Annotated in this window: 15 protein-coding genes; 5 read left to right on the forward strand and 10 right to left on the reverse strand. The window is 61.7% G+C overall.

All coding sequences use genetic code 11. The annotated features are described in order from the left end of the window. Positions 1–34: 34 nt before the first annotated feature. From OKW26_RS19465 to OKW26_RS19485, 5 genes are all read right to left on the reverse strand, one after another. Positions 35–865 (reverse strand): carbohydrate ABC transporter permease, encoded by an 831-nt coding sequence (locus OKW26_RS19465; RefSeq protein WP_429354818.1) that lies wholly within the window; start codon positions 863–865, stop codon positions 35–37. Beyond that, positions 862–1,653 carry a carbohydrate ABC transporter permease gene (locus OKW26_RS19470; protein WP_429354819.1) on the reverse strand — a complete coding sequence of 264 codons (792 nt, stop codon included), beginning with the start codon at positions 1,651–1,653 and terminating at the stop codon, positions 862–864. The genes OKW26_RS19465 and OKW26_RS19470 overlap by 4 nt, the downstream gene beginning before the upstream one ends. Positions 1,654–2,026: 373 nt before the next feature. Further along, positions 2,027–3,274, reverse strand: a complete 1,248-nt coding sequence (locus OKW26_RS19475) for an ABC transporter substrate-binding protein (RefSeq protein ID WP_184068263.1) — start codon at positions 3,272–3,274, stop codon at positions 2,027–2,029. A 189-nt stretch (positions 3,275–3,463) separates the two neighbouring features. After that, a complete protein-coding gene (locus OKW26_RS19480) occupies positions 3,464–4,555 on the reverse strand; it encodes a LacI family DNA-binding transcriptional regulator (protein WP_429354820.1) in 1,092 nt (363 codons plus the stop codon). Positions 4,556–4,754: 199 nt separating this feature from the next. After that, entirely contained in the window at positions 4,755–5,909 is a 1,155-nt protein-coding gene (locus OKW26_RS19485; RefSeq protein ID WP_429354821.1) for a porin, read from the reverse strand. 261 nt (positions 5,910–6,170) lie between these two features. On the opposite strand from OKW26_RS19485, the gene OKW26_RS19490 reads away from it, so the two are divergent. From OKW26_RS19490 to OKW26_RS19500, 3 genes are all read left to right on the forward strand, one after another. Then, positions 6,171–6,326 (forward strand): hypothetical protein, encoded by a 156-nt coding sequence (locus OKW26_RS19490; protein WP_429354822.1) that lies wholly within the window; start codon positions 6,171–6,173, stop codon positions 6,324–6,326. Positions 6,327–6,737: 411 nt separating this feature from the next. After that, complete coding sequence (locus OKW26_RS19495) at positions 6,738–7,046, forward strand: BON domain-containing protein (protein WP_187616500.1); 309 nt, start codon at positions 6,738–6,740, stop codon at positions 7,044–7,046. A gap of 363 nt (positions 7,047–7,409) precedes the next feature. Then, on the forward strand, positions 7,410–8,570 hold the full coding sequence (locus OKW26_RS19500; protein ID WP_429354823.1) for an endo-1,4-beta-xylanase: 1,161 nt from the start codon (positions 7,410–7,412) through the stop codon (positions 8,568–8,570). A gap of 113 nt (positions 8,571–8,683) precedes the next feature. Here OKW26_RS19500 and OKW26_RS19505 read toward each other — a convergent pair whose 3' ends face one another. The 3 genes from OKW26_RS19505 to OKW26_RS19515 form a co-directional block, all read right to left on the reverse strand. Continuing rightward, on the reverse strand, positions 8,684–10,249 hold the full coding sequence (locus OKW26_RS19505) for an alpha/beta hydrolase (RefSeq protein ID WP_429354824.1): 1,566 nt from the start codon (positions 10,247–10,249) through the stop codon (positions 8,684–8,686). A 467-nt stretch (positions 10,250–10,716) separates the two neighbouring features. Beyond that, positions 10,717–10,935 (reverse strand): YMGG-like glycine zipper-containing protein, encoded by a 219-nt coding sequence (locus OKW26_RS19510; RefSeq protein ID WP_018422694.1) that lies wholly within the window; start codon positions 10,933–10,935, stop codon positions 10,717–10,719. An 11-nt stretch (positions 10,936–10,946) separates the two neighbouring features. Further along, positions 10,947–11,324, reverse strand: a complete 378-nt coding sequence (locus OKW26_RS19515; RefSeq protein WP_090810644.1) for a hypothetical protein — start codon at positions 11,322–11,324, stop codon at positions 10,947–10,949. A 900-nt stretch (positions 11,325–12,224) separates the two neighbouring features. Here OKW26_RS19515 and OKW26_RS19520 point away from each other — a divergent pair. Together OKW26_RS19520 and OKW26_RS19525 are read left to right on the forward strand one after the other, a co-directional pair. Then, complete coding sequence (locus OKW26_RS19520) at positions 12,225–12,698, forward strand: helix-turn-helix transcriptional regulator (protein WP_429354825.1); 474 nt, start codon at positions 12,225–12,227, stop codon at positions 12,696–12,698. 2 nt (positions 12,699–12,700) lie between these two features. Further along, complete coding sequence (locus tag OKW26_RS19525; protein ID WP_429354826.1) at positions 12,701–14,026, forward strand: type II toxin-antitoxin system HipA family toxin; 1,326 nt, start codon at positions 12,701–12,703, stop codon at positions 14,024–14,026. Positions 14,027–14,290: 264 nt separating this feature from the next. On the opposite strand, the gene OKW26_RS19530 is transcribed toward OKW26_RS19525, so the two are convergent. Together OKW26_RS19530 and OKW26_RS19535 are read right to left on the reverse strand one after the other, a co-directional pair. Then, a complete protein-coding gene (locus OKW26_RS19530) occupies positions 14,291–14,485 on the reverse strand; it encodes a transposase (RefSeq protein WP_429355256.1) in 195 nt (64 codons plus the stop codon). Positions 14,486–14,593: 108 nt separating this feature from the next. Then, positions 14,594–14,863, reverse strand: coding sequence for a hypothetical protein (locus OKW26_RS19535; RefSeq protein WP_429354827.1), 270 nt, complete (start codon positions 14,861–14,863; stop codon positions 14,594–14,596). Positions 14,864–15,160 lie beyond the last annotated feature (297 nt).

The raw sequence follows: 15,160 nt of genomic DNA on the forward strand, positions 1-15,160 counted from the left end.
GCCTGCTAGGGCGTGAAAAATGAAAGAGAGAATCTCAAGCCTTGACCGCGCCGGTCGTCAGACCGTCGATCAGACGCCGCGAGGTGAATGCGAACAGCACCAGCAACGGCAGCACCGCGACCGCGGAGCCCGCCATCACCGCGCCCCAATCCGAATTGGTCGGACTTTGCAGAATGCGCAGAGCGAGCGGCAGCGTGTACATCGACGGCGAACGCAGCACGACGAGCGCCGACAGAAAGTTGTTCCACGCCTGAATGAAGCTGATCAGTCCAAGCGTACCCAGCGCCGGTCCCAGCAGCGGCATCACGATGCTCCAGTAGATGCGGAATTCACCGCAGCCGTCGATGCGCGCCGCCTCGATCAGTTCGGACGGAATCGCCGCCGCGACGTACTGGCGCATCAGGAACACGCCGAGCGCGGCGGCCGCGCCAGGTACGTACAGCGCGCGCGGCTGATCGATCCAGCCGAGCAGGTTCATCGTCATGAAGGTCGGAATCATGCCGAGGAACGGCGGCATCAGCATCGCGGTCAGCGCGATCGTGAACAGCGTCTTCTTGAAGCGGAATTCGTACATCGCGAACGCGTAGCCGGCCATCGACGTGACGAGCAGCGTCAGCACGGTTTGCATCGTGGCCGTATAGAAGCTCCAGCCGAGATTGCGCCAGAACGGAATGTGCCGCATCAGCGAGGCCATGTTGTCGAGAAACGCGCTGCCGAACCACAGCGGGGGCGGCATCGAGAAAATCTCGGAACTCGTGTGCGTCGCGAACACGAACATGAAGTAGAACGGCGAGAACATCAGCAGCGCGCCGGCCACCACGATCGCGTAGCCGATATAACGGCCCTTGTTGCTCGACGATTTCATCGCTGTGTCTCCTCGTTCATGCCGCTGCGGTGAAAGATCCGCGTGTTCAACCACATCAACGCGCCGATCGAAATGAACAGCAGCCATGCGATCGAACTCGCAGTGCCGAAATCGCCGTCGTGGAATGCGGTGCGATACATATAGACGGCCGTGGTCAGACCGGACTGGCTGGTACCCATGCCTTCGTTCGGCAGCAGGATGAACGGCTCTTCGAACAGTTGCAGCCCACCGATGATCGACAGCGTGACCGCGAAGAAAATCATCGGCTTGATCAGCGGAATCGTGATGCGGGTGAACTGTTGCCAGCCGTTCGCGCCGTCGATGCGCGCGGCCTCGTAAAGGTCCTTCGGAATGGTTTGCAGCGCCGACAGATACAGCACCGTGTTCCAGCCGACATAGCGCCAGAAGATCACCACCGACACCGCCGGCTTGACGTTCTTCGGGTTATAGAGCCACTCGATCGGATGCGCAGGGACGATCCAGTGCAGGCCGGGCAGCTTGCCGAGCTCGGCGATCGCGAGGTTGATCATGCCGAAGTCGGTCGAATACAGCGACGAGAAGATCAGCGCGATCGCGACGCTCGACGTGATGAACGGCAGGAAGTACAGGCCGACCACCAGGTTGCGCCAGCGGCGAAACGCGGTTTGCAGAAAGAAGGCGAGCGGCAGCGCCACCAGATGCTGCGGCACGCCGGACATGATCGCCATCGACGCGGTGTTGTACAGCGACTTCCAGTACCACGGGTCGGTCAGCGTGAACGTGAAGTTCGACAGACCCACCCACTTCATGCTCGCGAGCCCCCGCCGTCGCGTCCCAGCTCTGGAACGACAGATACAGCGAAAACAGCAGCGGGAACGCCATGAATAGCGCGAACAGCAGGAAAAATGGCCCGAGAAACAGGTAGGGTGCGACTTTCACCGGATCGAGCCGCGAAGTTCTGCGCGGCGCGGCGAACGGCGCGGGCGAGCTCAGCACGTCGCTCGCGCGCGCATCGCGGGCGACCTCTGGGGTCGTGGGCAGCGGGGTGTTCATCAATAGTTCCGTCCAGTCGGGCGTAGCCGGGATCGATGACCGGCCACGCTGTTTGCAGCAGACTTGCAGCGCACTGCGACACACTTCGGTCGCGGCACGCAGCGTGCCGCGACCTTGCATCGATACCGCTTAACGGCGCACCCGATGCGCGATCTGGTCCTGCGCTTCCTGGAGCGCCGTATGCACGTCTGCGCCGTCGTCGACGACCTTGTCGAGCGCCGAGTGCACCGCTTCCTCGGCGACCTGGTCGTACTTGCTACGCTGGATCGCCGGGATGTGGGAGGCTGCGTCACGCCAGATCAGACGCGCTTTCTCGTTGCCGAGGAATGCGACCGGCTCCGCGAAGAACGTATCGTTCTGCGCGGCGAGCAGCGCGGGGAATGCGTCGATCGAACGGAACGATGCGAGCTGCGTGTCCTGGCGCGTCGTCAGGAACTTGATGAATTCCCACGACATCGGCTTTTGCGTCGCCTTCGCCGGAATCGAGTAAAACGTGCCGCCGAACGATGCGTACGCGTTGTTCGGCAGATTGGCCGCGCGCCACAGACCCTTCGTGTCCGGGGCGATCCACGACGACAGGTGGCCACCGAGCCACGCGCCCATCATCTGCGTCGAGACGGTCCCGCGCTTGAAGCTTTCGGCCCATTCGTTCGACCAGGGCGTGATCTTCGCGTCGAGACCGAGGTCGCGTGCTTTCTTCGCGAGCTCGAACGCCTTCACGAAACGCGGCGACGTGACGACCGGATTGCCGGCCTTGTCGAAGTACACGCCATCGCCTTCCTTCAGGTCGGCGCGAATGTAGATGTCCTCGATATCGCGCGACGATGCCATCAGGTACGCACCCGTCGCCTTCTTGATCTTCACGCCGGCCGCCAGGTACGAGTCCCACGACTTCGTCAGGTCGGCTTCGGTCACGCCCGCCTTGTCGAGAAGGTCCTTGCGATAGAACAGCGTGCCCGGACCGATATCGGCCGGCATGCCGACGATCGTGCCGTCCTGCGTGGTCGCCTGCGCGAACGTGTAGTTGATGAACTGGCTTTTGTACTGGCCCGCGTTATACGGCGCCTTCGACAGATCTTCGAGACCGCCGCCCGAGGCGAAGCGGCCGATAAAGCCGACCTCGACCGCCATCACGTCGGGCAGATTGGAGCTCGTCGCGAGTGCGGTGGTCATTGCGTTGTGGTGATCGGCGATCGCGAGCGACGAGACCTTGATGTCGACGTCCGGATGCAGCTTCTTCCACGCCGGAAGCGCGTCCTTGATTTCCTGATCCAGCTTCGGAAAGACCGCGACCGTCAACGTGGTGTTGGCGTGCGCGCCGACTGCGGCCAGGCTGAGCAGAACGGCGGCGGCAGAGCCTGAAAAGCGGAATTTCATTACTCGTCTCCTGAAGAACCCTGTTTGAATTGCATTCGATGAATACCCGGTTGCTGCGACCTACTTCCCCTGTTGTCTTTGTTGCTGCTTTGCTCGGTGCTGCTTTGCCTGGCGCTGAATGCGCTGCTGAATTTCTGCTTGACTGCCGATACCTGAAAGCGCTTTCACGTTGAGGCGAAAAAACAGCCGCTACGTAGGCGTATCCCCCCGTTTTACCGGCGGCGTGATTCGCCGCGTGGTTTCACGCGTCACGAGCGTGAGCGGAATCGGGCTTAGCGCGATCGACTGCTTGCGGATCATCTGCACGATGCCCTGTGCGGCGAGGCGGCCGATTTCGTAAGTCGGCTGGCGGACCGTCGTCAAAGGCGGCGTCATGTACGACGATGTCGGCAAATCGTCGAAGCCGACCAGCGACACGTCGTCCGGCACCCGCACGCCGCGGCGGAACATCGCGAGGCGCGCGCCGTACGCGGTTTGATCGTTTGCGCAGAACACCGCGCTGAACGATCGATGCCGCGCCATCAGGCGCTCCATCGCTGCGACGCCGCCCGTTTCGAGGTAATCGCCCTGCTCGACGAGCTCGGCATCGAAACCGATGCCCGCTTCCTCGAGCGCGGTTTGGTAGCCGACGAGGCGCTCGATCGCATCCTCGTGACTTGCCGGCCCGGCGATGAAGGCGATCTCGCGATGGCCTTGCTCGATCAGATGATGGGTCGCGTCGCGTGCGCCCTGCATGTTGTCGATCGGCAGGCCAGCGAGCGTCGCGCTGTTTTGTACCGAGCGGCCGAGTACGAGCATTGGTGCGTGCCGCGAGTAGTCGGTCAACGTCGACTCATCGAGTTGCGCGTGCAGCAAGATGATTCCATCGACGCGCCGCGCGATGAACTGCTCGAGGCGCGCCTTTTCGTCGTCGATGTTCCAGCGGCTGCTCACGAAGATCGGCGTAAAGCCCGGCTCGTACAACGATTCCTCGATGCCGCGCAGCCACTCGGCGTAAAACGGGCTCGACACCGCCTGCGTCAATACGCCGATCGTTTCGGTCCGCCCGCTCGCGAGACTGCGCGCGAGCACGTTCGGCCGATAGTTGAAACGCGCGATCGCCGCTTCCACCGCCTGCTGCTTGGCGGGAAGTACGCGCGCAGAACCGTTCAGGATCCGCGATACGGTGCTCGGAGAAACACCGGCCGCGCGCGCGATGGCTTCGAGCGTCACGTTGGGCGCAGCGGGTACGTTGGATACCTTGGGCGCGCCGGGTTTATCGTCGGAGCCGTCGTGGGTCATGAGTTCTGCCTGGATCCTGTGATGAAAGCGCTCTCAGATATGAAGAGGCGCACTACGTCCGGTGATGAATTCGAAAAAAAGAAAAAGCAGCCGATGCGACGAGGGTGGAGGAGGCGTCGCACCGGCCTCTCTATGAAAGAGAAATAAACAGTCCTTGAAACAAAGAGATCACTGCGATTGCTGATCAGGCAACCTCAACTCAGAACGAGGTCATGATCCCGGCGAACACGCCGGTCTGGCTATGACCATAGTTCGGGTTGCTGTTCGACGACGTGCCCGTCACCGCATCGAAGTTGTTGTTGCCGTACGGCCCGTTGCCGAGGTTCAGGTTCGACGTCGAGCTGTTGTGCACGTAGCCGGCTTCCGTGTACAGGAACGTGCGCTTCGACAGCGCGTACGTCGCGGCGAGCGTGAACAGCGTTGCATTGCCGTTGCCGTTGTTCGCGTTCGCGTGGTAGACCGCAGCCGTCAACAGCGTGGGCGACGTGACCTGCCATGCAGCGCCGACCCATTCGTGGTTCACACTGGTCGGCGCGCTCACGCCGAGAGGCTGCGACGCATCGGTTACGCCCACGCTCGCGTTGGTCGCGTCAGGCGCGCTCAGGTGCTGGTAGCCCGCGTACAGCTTGACCGGACCTAGCACGTACGTGCCGCCGACAAGGGCCATCCGCGAAGCAGAGTAGACGTTGTTGAACGAGCCGTTGGCGCCGCGCACTTCGTCATAGATCACGCGGACGTCGCCGTTGCCCCACGTGTACACACCTTCGACCGCGTTCGTACGACCCTGGCCGGTCGGCACGCCAGCCGAGTTGACAGGCGCCGAGTTCCAGCTCGTGTTGTTGGTCAGCGAATACTGGCCCTTCAGCACGAGGCCGCCGAGCAGCACCGGCGAGTTGTACTCCGCGCCGTTGCTGGTGCTCGCCCAGTTGCGACCGCGCACCAGTGTCGAGATCGCGTAGCGCTGCATCACCTGTGGGTCGGTGCCCCAGCTGTCCTGCGAAAGTTCGCCGGCGCCGAGGTTACCGATCTTGAGCAAACCCCAGTGGTCGTTCGTCAGGCCTACCGTCGCGTGGCGGCCGAACAGATTGCCGGCGGATGCACCGGTCATCGTGTTGAGCTGTCCTTCGAGCTGGAAGACCGTCTTCGTGCCGCCGCCGATATCTTCGGCGCCCTGCAGGCCGAACCACGAGCAACCCCAATCGCCGCTTTGCGCTGACCACGCGTGGCCGCCCGGGAGGCCGGTTTCAAACTGGATGCCGTTGTCGATACGGCCGTACAACGTGACGCTGCTCTGCGCATGGGCCACCGTCGTCGCGGCTGCCATCACCGACATAGCAATAAGCTTCTTCTTCATTTAGATATCCTTATATATATATTTTGGCGTCTCCAAGCCGCACAGGACGCACGCGTTCTCACACGTTTTCCCTCTTGCCGAAATGTTCGCTACTTATTCGCTTCACATTTCGAGGCGATTATAGGGATGGCCTTGCGCCGCGCATCAAACTAACTGCTCAGGGAAAACGCTGTTATCGATAACAGTTGCGCGCCGGACGATCCCGCAGTAGCGCCCTTCCTTGTGACCATTACGTGATGGTCACAAGCGTCGGAAATCCGTTTGAACTCATGCACCGAAACGATGGGCGAATCCGTCTCGCGCGTCGCTCAGCGCTTGCTTAACAAGGAAAACACGCTCGAACGCAAGCAAAATTTCGCGCTTGATGTTGCGAAGATGCAACGAGCCGTCTCGCTTGCATTGCCGGTTTGGGCTTGACGAACTGGCGCAGGAGCCGCCAGCAGTGGTGGACATTAGCGACTATCATCAATGCATATGATGTCGGGCAACGAGCCGGGCTCAGCCGCGTAGCAGGCTGAGTGCGGGATTGTCAGCTCATCCGTCTGGCTCTCGCGCTCCAGCTTCCATCCCCGGCTCTCGCTGTTCCCCCGCCACGCCGCACATGCGACGTCCCGCTCGAACACGCTGCCCTTGCAACTTTTCTGCGGGCGACGGCACGACCGCCCATCGCCCCGACTGGCAAAACCTCGGCGCGCAACCGCGATAAGCGCGACGCATGCAGTGGAATGAGGATTTTGTCCAGTGCACTTCCGACGCCTCGCATCGAGTCGAACCGGAAGATTTGCCGGCGGATTTTGCCGGCACACCGTGGCACTCTAAGGAGGTATCGTGAAAACAGCCCTTGTTTCTACACTCGCGCTGCTGATTTCAAGCGCAATAGCGCCGGCGGCCCATGCCCAGGATTCGCAAGCCACCGACCAACAACTCGCCCATAGCGTGCGGGTCGCGGAGGCGCACAGCGGAGTCGGGATGTCACATGTGTTCGTCTTTGCCCACTCGGGGCAGATCACGCTGCTCGGATGGGTGCCAGAGCGGGACCATGTCGCGCGTGCCGAGCAGAGTGCGATGTCGGTACCGGGTGTCACCTCGGTGGACAACCGGCTCTCGCCCGACGCTGGCTCGCTGAACGGGCATTGAAATCAAACTGAATCGCGGCGCGGACGACGATTGAAGCAAACCCGCGCGTTCAACGGATTCGGTTTTCCTGTCTCGCCAGTTGGGATTCATTGACTGGCGCCCTGTTTCGCGCCGTTAGCCGCGCGTCGGTTCCGTGCAATCCCCATCTGAAAGCGCTTTCAACCGACGCCGTGTCAAGCCGGTCGAGTCGACGCTGATTCACCATCCATGTCTCGTCGATATGTCAGGTAAATCCCTCATAGCGGGGCTGACAGAGGCTGCTTAACATCCCATGTTACCGGTAACGGTAAACATAGTTACAGAAGACATCCGAACCGGCATTGCGTCACAAGGAGACCAGGAGTGCGTCCTTTGAGGACTTCAATGCGCATGCTCTGCGCAGCCGTCGCCGTTTGCGCGCTCGCAACCGCAGGCTGCGCGCACAACCAGGCCGCCGTCGCTCATGACGGCCAGCCGCTCGCCGCGGCGCCCGCTGAGGCGCTGCCGTCATTGCGCAGTGTGATGGCCGCGCACTTCAAGGTCGGCGCGGCGATTGAACCTGATTCAATCGACAGTCCCGCCGACGCGGCGCTCGTCGCCGCCCAGTTCTCGAGCCTGACCGCCGAGAACAAGATGAAGCCGGGCACGATCGGCGTCGCGGAAGGCAAGTACAACTTCGAACCGGCCGACAGGATCGTCGCGTTCGCGCAAGCGCACGGCATTGCGGTGCGCGGGCACACGCTCTTGTGGCACTTCAAGGCCGGCGACTGGACCGAGGCGCCGGACTGGTTCTTCGCCGGCGATCCGAAAGATCCGCTCTATCACGACATCGTCGCGAAGCGGCTCGATCGATATGTAACCGACGTCGTCACACATTTCCGAGGCAAGGTCTACGCGTGGGACGTAGTCAACGAAGTGATCAGCGACGATCCGCATCAGGTGTATCGCGAAGACAGTCCGTGGTATCGGACGCTCGGCAAGGACTACATCGCGATCGCCTTCCGCGCGGCGCGCGCGGCGGACCCGAACGTGAAGCTCTATATCAACGAGTACAACACCGACGATCCGGGCAAGCGCGCAAAGCTGCTCGCGGTGATTCGCGATTTGCGCGCGCAGGGCGTGCCGATCGACGGTGTCGGGCATCAGATGCATATCAGCGTAAATTGGCCACCTCTGCCGAACATCAAGCAGGCGTTCGACGACGTCGCCGCGCTCGGCCTCGAAAACCAGGTGACCGAGCTCGACGTGAGTCTCTATGCCGATCCCGGTGAATGCTGGAGCGATCCGCATGCATGTCTGCCGGACCTCGGGCATCCAGTGCCGAACGACATCATGCGCGCGCAGGCCGAGCGTTATCGCGCCGTGTTCGCTCTGTTCGAGCAGGAGCCGAGCATCAAGGCGGTCACGTTCTGGGGCTATTCGGACAAGCACACGTGGCTGACGTCGACGCCGGTGCCGCGCAACAACCTGCCGCTACCGTTCGATGCGAACCTGCAGCCGAAAGCGGCGCTGTGGACGATCGTCGATTCGTCGTATCAGCCGTAACGTCGATCTTCGAGCCGAAAAGCAGGCGGCCCGCGGTAGGTGCGGTCCGTCTGGTCACATCTCACGAGGGTGGCAGTGCAATTGCCGTCAGCTTGATTCAAAGCATCAAGATTTCAAGGCTCGTCCGAGCCGACCTGCTCGAGCGCATTCAGATTTTCGGGGAAATCGTCGGGCGAACCGTCGGCGGTTTCATGCGTGCGCGGCGGTGACTTGACGACTGGCGGCGGCATCTTGCCGATGCCTTCGTCGATACGCTGCAGCAGATACGGGAAGAACGGATTCGACGCGATGCGGAACATCGAATCGAGTGTCAGAATCAGTGTGCCGCGTTCGCCGCGCGGCGCGAGCGTGCCGAGGTTCTCGTTGAAGTTCTCCGAATCGTCCGGCGCGATGCCGTACAGCGCGTCGGTGATCGGGAATGGAATCGCGACGTGCGACAACGAGAAAATATCCTGCGGATAGTCGATATCCAGCGGCTTGACACGCGTTTGCACTTCGCCCGCATAAACGCTGCGCTCGACAGTATGCGCTGAATCCGGCGACACGTTGGCGATCACCGTCGTGCGATAGTTCTGCGGACCGATGCGCAGTAGGCGCGAGAGCGCCGTGTACGACGCGGAGCGCAGGAAGGTCCTGAAGCGCACGCTGCGGTTCACGTCGAACAGCACGACCTCGCTGCCGTTCTCAGGCAGCTTGTCGTAGAGCGCCGACATCACCGCTGGCGTGCTGACCGTGAAATCCGTCACCGACTGGAACGTGAGGATAGGCGGCAACTTATCGAGCCGGTTCTCGCGCTCGAGCCGCGCAATCTGTTCCTGAATCACGCTCGTGAGGAGAAAGGACTGTCGCGCGCCATTCACAGGAAACGAGTTGTACTTGAACGGGTTGAACTCCGGCACGATGCCGAGCCACGCGGCGCGCGCGAAGGCCGGCAGCACCGCGGGTAATCCGGCGAGACCGGCAAAGCGTGCGTAACGCGTGACGCCGATCATCGGCGAGATCAGCACGACGCGCGTCGGACGCGCGAGCGCGGGATTCTCGATCGCGTCGAGCGCATATTGCAGTGCGAGCGCGCCGCCGTTCGAAAACCCGACCAGCTCGATCGGCTTGTCCGGCCCCACGCGACGGCGCGCTTCACGCACCGCGAGCCGAGTGGCCGCGGTCCAGTCCTGCCAGTGCACGTCGACGAGCCCCGCCGGCACCGTGCCATGTCCGGGTAAGCGGATGCCGATCGCGACGAAACCGCGATCACGATATCGACGCGCGATATGCCGCATGCTGTACGGCGCGTCCGTCATGCCGTGCAGCAGCACGACCGCGCCGACGGGTGGCCCCGACGGCTCGAGAATGTACGAGTGATTCCAGTTTTCGGCGAAATGCCACGGAAAAATCGGCGAACCCTCGTAATAGCGGTTCGCCGGAATGCGCTCGGACGGCCGCAGCTTTTCAACGACATTGACGCGCACGTCGTCGAAAATCCGATTTTCCGCTTTGATGTATGCGTTCCAGTCGGCGGTGTCCATTTCCTCGACGGTCATTTCGCGCGGCACATAGGTGTGCCATACCGACAGCTCCGGCCCGCGCTGCGAATTCCACACGCGTAGCCCCAATGCGAGCACCGCCAGCAGCACCAGAATCCATGCACTTGTCTTTATTACCTTCAGTGACGTGCGCAGCATTCGTGTTCTCTTGATGAGATGAAGGTTGCACCGCGCGCAGGCTGCTCTCTGCGTGGTGTGCGCATGCCGCCATCGCGGCGGCTTCCGATGTGGATATCCTAAGGGCTTTTAATCATCGGTTCAAACTTTGTCGGCCGGGCGGGCAACGCGACGTCGACAGCGGCCCGAGTATGAACGGATTATTTTCATGACGAACTGGGGATGCGCGATGTCGCGAGCGCGAATGAATTCGCCCCATTCGCTTCGCTACTTGACATTCGACGTGAGGAAAATGGCACGGAATGCATACGGCGTCGCGGGGAAGGGAGAGGTGCCTCATGGAAGAACGGTCCTTCAGCGACGCCTCGGAAATCGCTTCACTCGACGGCCGTGGAATGCCTGATCAAGGCCTAATCGGGCCGTGCGCTTCAGTAACGAAACCGGGACGTGACCCAGGTCGCGCCCCAGCCTTGCCTGCTCGCCGGTAATTACTGACGGCCGCGGATATTGCCGGCCACGCCGCCCGCCGCGCCGCCGATGATCGCGCCGGTCCACGCATCGCCGCCGGAGATCGCCGCGATGCCCGCACCGGCGCCCGCGCCAAGTGCCGCGCCGCTCACCGTTCCCTGCGTCTGCGGGCTCATGTCCGTGCAACCGATCATCGCAGCCAGTGCGCCAATACTGACGATCCACCCAAGTCGTTTCATGATCGTTCTCCTTACTGATTTTTCTTCAGGCCGGGCATGACCATCTGAAACCAGAGGGTCTCGATCACCGGGTGTTGGATCATCGTGGGATTGGCGGCGTAGTAGCCGTCGAGGCCTTGACGCACGCTGTCCAGTGTCTGGCCTTGCATGCCCTTGCCGAAGCGCTGTGCGATGTCATTGCTGTTCGCCATGTTGCCGGCATAGGCGCGCTCGACGTCGATCAAATTCGAGATGCCGACCAGATACGCTTTCTTCTGCTCATCGGTCGACTGCATCCATTGCTGGCCTGTGACAATTGGAATGCTCTCCGCACGCGCCACGTTGCCCATCATTGCCAGCGATAGAAAAGTCAGAGATAACAGCGTTCGCCATTGTGGTTTGCTTGCCATCACATACTCCAAAGAAGTTATGTTCTCCAGCGGCCCGCCGGCGACCGCATCCGGCGGCGTCGATCGCGTTATTTGGAAGAATGGTCTGTGTGTCTCGTCGAATCTCCTTTCAGGTTCACCGGTCGGCGTGGTTCGCCGGTTCGGCTTCTATTGGCGTTGGGTCGTATCAGCGAATAGACACCTTGATGGCGGAAAATCTCATGGCGGATTGGAGTGATTTGCACACATGCTGTAGGCGCGCAACGATTGGACTCGTGTTGGCCTCGCCGCGTAATACACGCTATAGAGTCTACAGCCTTTTCTGTAATTTCCAAGCCCGTTTCCGCTCGATGCGCGGCGCGTGACATTTGTGTCAGATTTCATTCACCGAGCGAAAGGATACGATGCAATGCGCGTCGACACTCGTCAGTTATCCTGCGCTCGATTTGAGTGCCCGTGATATTGCTAGCGATTCGTTATCGACGGCCATTCAGTGTTCTAGCCACGCGATGCGAAAAAACAGCTTTTGTTTTGCCTGAATGTTCGGCTTCCTGATTAGATCGTCAATCGAAAACGATTCGGATTTATCTATTTCTGGTCGAGGCGTTGCTTCTTCTGGTGGCAGCACCAACCAGCAGTGAAAACAGATGCGATTTTATGAATGCGTTTGTCGATCATCCTTATTTTCGGTGGATCACATGTTGCCTGCGGCGGAGGGGCTGCGCAGCAGCGAAGGGGGTGGCGGTGCGCGGTTGACCGTTAGTTGCGTGATGAGTAGCGTGACGGGACGCCGTTTCAAATGCGTACGTGCTCGTCATTAACAGTCTCTAGCTTGTATTTGCTAAATACAGAGTATAGACTGTATCTGTTATTTACAGGTTTTGGGCTGTTACGCCGCCGCAGCCGAACCGGAGATCGACCGTGGACTACGCCATCAAGACACTGAGCCAGCTCAGACCGATCCTGCAGGGCTTCAGGAAGGCCGCCGGCCTCACTCAGGCCGCGATGGCCGCGCATCTCGGGGTCACGCAACAGACCTACGCGCAACTCGAAGCGAATCCGGCGACCGTCAGCGTCGAACGGCTCTTCAGGGTGTTGCGGGTCTTGCAGGTCGATCTGAAGCTCGCGCAGAGCGGATCGACGCAAAGCGTGGCCGTGGAAGACGCCGCGCCGGCGCCGAACCGCTCCCGCCGCGCCGGGAGCGGAACGCCGGCCGCCGGAGCGCCGGCCGCCGGAGCGCCGGTCGACGGAACGCCGGTCGACGCAAAAAGCAACGCTAAACGCGCCACGCGCGTTCCGCTCAAACCGGGACCGTCGGCGCAAAAGCCCAAAGCGGTCAAACCCGCCAAGGCAACCAAAGCGGCCAGCACCAGCAAGAAACGGGAGGACTGGTAAGCATGGCGCGCAGCACACCGAACCGTCTGAATCTGTGGATGAACGGCCTGCGGGTCGGCGCCTGGGAAACGACACGCAGCGGCGAACGTCTGAGCTATGCCGACGAATGGATCGACGATCCGCAAGGACGACCGCTATCGCTGTCACTGCCGTTCACACCGGGCAATCAGGCGTATCGCGGTCAGATCGTCGCCGACTATTTCGACAACCTGCTGCCCGACAGCGAACCGATCCGGCGCCGCATCGCCGCGCGCTACCGGACCGGCAGCGCCGCGCCGTTTGCGTTGCTCACCGCGCTCGGCCGCGACTGCGTCGGCGCATTGCAACTGCTGTCGCCGGACGAAGAACCGAGCGATCTGACGAGCATCCACGGTCGCGAACTCAGCGACAGCGACATCGCGGCGTTGCTACGCGGCACGACGACGGCGGCGCCGCTCGGGCAGCACGATCCGCTCGAAGACCTGCGTCTGTCGATCGCCGGCGCGCAGGAAAAAACCGCGCTGCTCCGTCATCGCAATCGCTGGCTGCTGCCCGAAGGCAGCACGCCGACCACGCACATCTTCAAGCTGCCGCTTGGGCTCGTCGGCAACATGCGCGCCGATATGCGCACGTCGGTGGAAAACGAATGGCTGTGCTCGCAGATCGTCGCGGCCTACGGGCTGCCCGTCGCGCGTTGCGAAGTCGCGCGATTCGATGAGCAGAAGGTATTGATCGTCGAGCGCTTCGATCGCCGCTTGTCGAGCGACGCCACGTGGATCGTGCGTCTGCCGCAAGAGGACATGTGCCAGGCCACTGGCACGTCGGCGCTGCACAAGTACGAGTCCGACGGCGGTCCGGGCATCGAGGCGATCATGGAGATACTCGCGAGATCCACACGCGCGACGACGGACCGGCGCAACTTCTTCGCGACGCAGCTGGTTTTCTGGCTGCTCGCCGCGACCGATGGCCACGCGAAGAACTTCAGCATTGCGCATCTGCCCGGCAATCGCTACGAATCCACGCCGCTTTATGACGTGCTGTCCGCGCATCCGATCATCGGCAGCGGCGCGGGGCGCCTCGCGGCGCAAAAAGTGAAACTGGCGATGGCGGTTCGCGGCAAGAACGTCCACTACCTGCTCAATCAGATCCAGCGCCGGCATTGGGTGGCCGAAGGACAGCGCGTCGGTTTTTCCGCCGCGGACGTCGATACGCTGATCGATCAGTTGACCGCGCAAACGGAGACGGTGATCGATAGAGTCTCGTCGCTACTGCCCGCCGACTTTCCGCTGGACGTGGCCGATGCGGTCTTCGACGGCATGCGCCGGCTGAACCGGAAGCTCGCGCAGTAAAGCGCCGCCATCCTGATCGACGCGCGGCACCACGGCAACCTCACGCCCGCCGCGCCGCCGCACCATCGGTCTTCGCCGACGCACGCCACTGCACGCTCATTACCCACATTTCACCGTCAATTCAATGGCTTGCGCTCTTCTGTCTAACTTTTTGCCGTGGAAACAGGCCAGTTCTGGTGCGGCTTTCCGGCCGTTCATGTTTGCAAGTTAGACGTCGGGATCACGGCCAGATGAGGCCGTGCCATGTACGCGCCAACGAGCCATTCACCGATCGGAGCGCAGACGCACACGGCGGTCCTGAACTATACCGATCGCTTCGGTCGGGAACAGGACTGTTCCGCCGCTCGCCTTGCACCCTGGCGACAGGGTCAGCCAGGAGCTGAAATGCCTGGCGGTCCGCCATGGGTCGAGATCGGTGCCGCATACGGCGACGAGACGCACAGCCCGGCAGGAGCCGATTCAATGAATCTGGGTGAGGTCGACGCCGGCAAGCTGGTGCATGAGGGTACGCACGGCGAAGCTCAGCGCGTTGGGCTGCTGGATCCGACTGCGCATCTTTCCCAATGGCTATTGCGGCACGGCCTTACAGGCGGAAAGCATGGCCAATGTGCACTCGATCCAGGCATCGCATTCGTCAACGCGCGCCTGGTAGAAGTCATTGAATGCCAGGGCCGGTTGCAGCGCGAAGACGTGTTCGGGAAGATAGTTGCCCACCAGGGCGGCCCGGATCGGCTCGACGCGGGACCCGCAGTTGCGATCACGCACCGCAGCCAGCGCGCCGGGATCCCGGCTGCCGGAGTGTTTCCTGCTGGTCAGACACGTTACCGTAGCGAGCATACACACACTATCCAACCCGGCTGTCTCGCCGCAGCGCAGCCACTGCGCCCGCCTGCCCTCACCCGATCGTGCGTCCGCCCGGGTCCCATCGCTCACCTTTAACTTTCCCGACTTTGATCAGTCTGCCTTCGTCTGACTCATGACGACCCATTTCCGACGGTCGGGTGGTCGCGGTTCCAACGGCAGGTATCAGTGTGGAACTGCCATACCGCGGGACGAGCAGGATCTTTTCTGCCGCAATAATGGCAGATCAATGTATGTCACAGAGATCTGCATCCAAATCCCGCTCATCTTCAG

The organism is Paraburkholderia sp. 32 (assembly GCF_050435345.1).
Taxonomy (GTDB): Bacteria; Pseudomonadota; Gammaproteobacteria; order Burkholderiales; family Burkholderiaceae; genus Paraburkholderia; species Paraburkholderia tuberum.

What these genes read in the sequence shown, in the direction of transcription:
- OKW26_RS19465 (WP_429354818.1), bottom strand. Translation starts at nt 865, where the DNA reads ATGAAATCGTCGAGCAACAAGGGCCGTTATATCGGCTACGCGATCGTG.
- OKW26_RS19470 (WP_429354819.1), bottom strand. Translation starts at nt 1,653, where the DNA reads ATGAAGTGGGTGGGTCTGTCGAACTTCACGTTCACGCTGACCGACCCG.
- OKW26_RS19475 (WP_184068263.1), bottom strand. Translation starts at nt 3,274, where the DNA reads ATGAAATTCCGCTTTTCAGGCTCTGCCGCCGCCGTTCTGCTCAGCCTG.
- OKW26_RS19480 (WP_429354820.1), bottom strand. Translation starts at nt 4,555, where the DNA reads ATGACCCACGACGGCTCCGACGATAAACCCGGCGCGCCCAAGGTATCC.
- OKW26_RS19485 (WP_429354821.1), bottom strand. Translation starts at nt 5,909, where the DNA reads ATGAAGAAGAAGCTTATTGCTATGTCGGTGATGGCAGCCGCGACGACG.
- OKW26_RS19500 (WP_429354823.1), top strand. Translation starts at nt 7,410, where the DNA reads ATGCGCATGCTCTGCGCAGCCGTCGCCGTTTGCGCGCTCGCAACCGCA.
- OKW26_RS19505 (WP_429354824.1), bottom strand. Translation starts at nt 10,249, where the DNA reads ATGCTGCGCACGTCACTGAAGGTAATAAAGACAAGTGCATGGATTCTG.
- OKW26_RS19510 (WP_018422694.1), bottom strand. Translation starts at nt 10,935, where the DNA reads ATGAAACGACTTGGGTGGATCGTCAGTATTGGCGCACTGGCTGCGATG.
- OKW26_RS19515 (WP_090810644.1), bottom strand. Translation starts at nt 11,324, where the DNA reads ATGGCAAGCAAACCACAATGGCGAACGCTGTTATCTCTGACTTTTCTA.
- OKW26_RS19525 (WP_429354826.1), top strand. Translation starts at nt 12,701, where the DNA reads ATGGCGCGCAGCACACCGAACCGTCTGAATCTGTGGATGAACGGCCTG.
- OKW26_RS19535 (WP_429354827.1), bottom strand. Translation starts at nt 14,863, where the DNA reads ATGCTCGCTACGGTAACGTGTCTGACCAGCAGGAAACACTCCGGCAGC.